Below are 3254 nucleotides of genomic sequence, written 5' to 3'. Positions count from 1 at the left end.
AAACAGCCTTACTTCCAGCCTGTGGCCCTGAAGAGCGTATAACGGATCTCCGCGGAAGGCCTTTAATGATATGGCAAAGGTGACCGCGCGCATTGCGCGCCGAAATTGCTTGGAGCTGCGTAATCGCGCGGCGTATTCAAGCCGCGCGGCGCCGTTGCGCGCACGATTTATCAGCTTTTCGGGCATCTGTTCGCCACTGGCCTTGCCGAGCGTCGGCACAAGTCTCGTCCCACAAACCTGGCAGTCGAATGCCCAGGCTCGCCTCCAATGCTTGAGCGAAAGGCCCTCTCTGGAACATTGCAGGCAATGCTGGAATGGTATCTGGGCCGTCAGCGAGGCTTCTCGTGTCGTCATTGCTGGGAAGGTCAAAGATCGCACAACATCTGGGTCAATCCGTGCGGCGTTGGCAATCTTCGCCGCCGCAGCCGCGTCGACGTTGAAGTTCAAGGCGGTGCCATGCGCGGTATCGATTCTGAGATGAGCCAGTAGTTCCGCATCATCACAGTAGTTGGCCGCCGCCAGCCTAGACAACCAACCTGACAACAACTCGTCGGGCAGCGGCGCGACAGTCTTGGGCAGCGGGTGCGGCTTCACACCCCGGACTTCTCGAGCCGCCGATGGGGGTTCGCATGGCGCGACCAAACCGGCGTCCATTTTGCGATTGCGTCATCGGTGATGCATTCATCACCTGTGACAATGGCGTCGATGGAAAGATCCTTGATCAGGGCGAAGATGCGCGAGGTCACCCCGCCGGTCAGCGCAAGTATCTGCTTTAGTGACTTGACCTTCAGATTGGATTTCTTCTCGAGGGGCATTGCCGCGATGAGTGTCTGGATCATGTCCGAGAACTCGGCGTCGTCGCGCCAGTTTGGAAGGTGATGTTCGTCCAGCCGCCTGGCAAGCTGGATATCACCACGGATGGCATCGACGGCCTCGCTGACCCCCAGGCAGACCAGCGACACTTCGAGTTCATTGCTGAGATACCGCAGAACATTGAGAAAGCGGCGCTGTTCGCGGTGGGTCCCGGCCAAGAGGTTGTGGACTTCGTCGATCATGATCATCCGCAGGCCAAGGTCGCGCAAGAGCGCGACGACACGGACTTCGAGGGAAGCCACATTTTGAGCGCGCGCGCTCAGTGCCGTGGCCGGTGCCCCGACGGTCGCCAGGATGTGCAGATAGAACCGTCGTTCGTCGGGAGCTGGTGGTGCTTGTAACAGTAACAGCGGCGTTCGCGTAATTCCCGATGCTGGGTCATATTCCGGTGCATATCTGCGCGAAAGATTGCGGGCGATCATCGTCTTTCCGATCCCGGACGCGCCATGCACAAGAAGGCCAGGCATACGGGTTTGCCTTGGCGCTTCGATCATACACTGCAAACGGTCCAGAACTTGTTCGGCCCGCGGAAAGCCAATCCAGATATCCGATTGAATGAGGGTGATCCGACCGTCTTCCTCTGTTTTTCCTGCCCTCAATTCACCATCTCTCCACCTTGAACAATGGGCGCGATGTATCACCCGTATCGATCGCGCGCAGCCCTTCGGTTGTTGAGACGGCCGAGTTGGCGCCCTCCAATGTCCCTTTTCTTTCACGGGATCGGCGTTCGGCCCTCGTCAGGCTCCGGCTTTCAGACTCGATTTGGCGTTGCTGTCGGATCAGCTCAGCCAGGACCAGCTCATTGGACCCGGACTTGCCAAGGGCACGGGCATTCCTCATGGCTTCGCGATATTCCCAGAGCGACACAGGCGGAATTTCCAGGTTTCGGTACCGAGCTTCGACGTATCGGTCATTATCCAGTTCGACCCAGATCACCGAGAGGTCGCGAGGGTCGTAGCGGACGACCACCTTTCCATCCCCGCGCCCGATGTGGCCTGCAAGCGCATCGGACCAGTACCGTATCTGGAACAGATGGATGCCGTCACGCCTGACCTTGCGCAGTTCACTTGGCAGAAAGCTCACCCGAAAGGCTTCAATCTCGAAGGGGATATCGCCCATCATTTGCTCTGAGAGCGCCTCCCATTTGGCAACGGGCGTGCAGCCAAGACTTGAATGAATGCTGTTGTTGTAGCGGCAGATTTCCAGAGCAAACCAGCGATCGAAGTCGCTTAAGGTCATCGTGGCCATGCCCTCGGCGTCATAGTCGCCCTTGGCCACGACCGAGGATTGCGTTGTTCCAGGCAACAGGTGCACGGCCCCCATCATCGTGCCGATCAATCGTTCGATGTGCCCTCCGAAATGAGGACTGCCTGGCGGCCGATAGACCAGATCGATCCCCCATTCCGCACATGCCGACCGAAAGGCATGCGACCGGAAATCGCGCCCGTTATCGACGTGGATGCTATGCGGTTTACCCTGCGCGGGCCAAGGAACATTGCGCACCAATTCCGCCAGAAGTTCCGCCTTGGGGGCCACAGCCTGTGTCAGGCAAAGCGCCACCGACAGACGCGAAGGTGCCTCGAGAGAGGTGTAATATCCGGTCACCATCCGCGTTGCGACGTCGATCGCCAGCGTGACCCAAGGCCGCCCAATTGGTTTGCGTTCAAAACTGTCGACGAGAATGATGTCCGCAGGCGTATGGTCGATTTGCACGACCTCCAGTGGCCGGTTTGCCTTGTTGTCGCCTACGACCGGCGCAAATTTCTGGCGGGCCGCCTTTGCGCCTTCGCGTGCCTTGGCAATTTCACGGGCATCCATTGCATCCAGCCTGCGCTGAACCGTCCGACGTGTCGGCGGTTGCAAGCCCTGCTGCCAGCACGCGCTTCGGATTTCTGTCACGATGCGCGACAGGCTTGGGCGTTCCCGCCGTAAGAAATAACGGCGAAGATGTTCTTCGATCACCGCTTCCACCTTGCCGGATATCAAGGTTGTACCAGTCGGGCGGCCCCGTTTCCGAGAAGCCAGCGCGCTGGTGCGCCCACCCTCTTCGGCCAGACGCTTTATCCAGCGCCAGACAGTCGCCCTGCTGACACCAAGCTCCCAAACGGCGTCATTGATGCCACTTTCCAGACTGCCAGTTCCTTTGAGATATGCCTGAACAAGCGGACGCAGAACGGCCGCCCTGCGCGCCTCCTCAGCACCAGCGGCAACGAAGTCTTCGCGATCATCATCCATCAATATTTGCCACACGAAGCTGCGAACCCTGTCTCAGGTTTAAGGGCAAAAATATCGGATTTAAAGGCAAAATATCATATTTAAGGGCAAAGCAAGGCCGTTGATTTCGTTGGATTTCTCATCTCACAATTAAGGGCTACGCGACA

3 protein-coding genes are annotated in these 3254 nt (G+C 58.3%); all 3 read right to left on the bottom strand.

Features of this window, described 5'->3' with window-relative positions; translation table 11 throughout:
• On the bottom strand, positions 1-594 hold a 594-nt coding region (locus WG622_RS19155; protein ID WP_339404903.1), incomplete at its 3' end, for a TniQ family protein.
• Positions 591-1472, bottom strand: coding sequence for a TniB family NTP-binding protein (locus WG622_RS19150; RefSeq protein WP_024099410.1), 882 nt, complete (start codon positions 1470-1472; stop codon positions 591-593). The genes WG622_RS19150 and WG622_RS19155, both read right to left, overlap by 4 nt.
• 1 nt (position 1473) lies before the next feature.
• On the bottom strand, positions 1474-3108 hold the full coding sequence (locus WG622_RS19145; protein ID WP_024099411.1) for a TnsB C-terminal domain-containing protein: 1635 nt from the start codon (positions 3106-3108) through the stop codon (positions 1474-1476).
• Between the last annotated feature and the right edge of the window lie 146 nt (positions 3109-3254).

This window comes from Cognatishimia coralii (assembly GCF_037478305.1).
In the GTDB taxonomy this organism is placed as follows: Bacteria; Pseudomonadota; Alphaproteobacteria; order Rhodobacterales; family Rhodobacteraceae; genus Cognatishimia; species Cognatishimia coralii.
The sequence above is the reverse complement of the archived record's forward strand: the minus strand, read 5'-3'. Positions and strand labels throughout refer to the sequence as shown.